A 1,149-nucleotide genomic window follows, 5' to 3' on the forward strand; every position below is an offset into this window, starting at 1 on the left:
CTGTTTCGGCTAGGGGGCCATCCCGGCTTACCAAACCGATGCAAACTCCGAATACCAGGAAGTGCAATCACGGGAGACACACGGCGGGTGCTAACGTCCGTCGTGGAGAGGGAAACAACCCAGACCGCCAGCTAAGGTCCCAAAGTTACGGCTAAGTGGGAAACGATGTGGGAAGGCAGAGACAGCCAGGAGGTTGGCTTAGAAGCAGCCATCCTTTAAAGAAAGCGTAATAGCTCACTGGTCTAGTCGGCCCGCGCGGAAGATTCAACGGGGCTAAGCCGTGCACCGAAGCTGCGGATGCTCAGATTTATCTGGGCATGGTAGGGGAGCGTTCTGTAAACCTGCGAAGGTGTGTCGTGAGGCATGCTGGAGGTATCAGAAGTGCGAATGCTGACATGAGTAACGATAATGCGGGTGAAAAACCCGCACGCCGAAAACCCAAGGTTTCCTGCGCAACGTTAATCGGCGCAGGGTGAGTCGGCCCCTAAGGCGAGGGCGAAAGCCGTAGTCGATGGGAAGCAGGTTAATATTCCTGCACCAACTATTACTGCGATGGGGGGACGGAGTAGGCTAGGTCATCCGGGCGTTGGTTGTCCCGGTTCAAGCGTGTAGGGAGTGTGGCTAGGAAAATCCGGTTGCACAATCCTGAGGCGTGACGACGAGTTCCCATGTGGAGCGAAGTGATTGATGCCAAGCTTCCAGGAAAAGCCTCTAAGCTTCAGGTAATAGTTGACCGTACCGTAAACCGACACAGGTGGGTGAGGAGAGAATCCTAAGGCGCTTGAGAGAACTCGGGTGAAGGAACTAGGCAAATTGGTACCGTAACTTCGGGAGAAGGTACGCCCCTGTTAGGTGAAGCGACTTGCTCGTGGAGCTGAAGGGGGTTGCAGTGACCAGGTGGCTGCGACTGTTTATCAAAAACACAGCACTCTGCAAACACGAAAGTGGAAGTATAGGGTGTGACGCCTGCCCGGTGCCGGAAGGTTAATTGATGGGGTTAGCGCTTGCGCGAAGCTCTTGATCGAAGCCCCGGTAAACGGCGGCCGTAACTATAACGGTCCTAAGGTAGCGAAATTCCTTGTCGGGTAAGTTCCGACCTGCACGAATGGCGTAACGATGGGGGCGCTGTCTCTACCCGAGACTCAGTGA

1 rRNA gene is annotated in these 1,149 nt (G+C 55.0%); it reads left to right on the top strand.

The window, feature by feature from the left end:
* Positions 1–1,149, top strand: a 23S ribosomal RNA gene (locus tag VJ956_RS06610); the annotation flags it as partial.

This window comes from Marinobacter sp., assembly GCF_035268745.1.
GTDB lineage: Bacteria > Pseudomonadota > Gammaproteobacteria > Pseudomonadales > Oleiphilaceae > Marinobacter.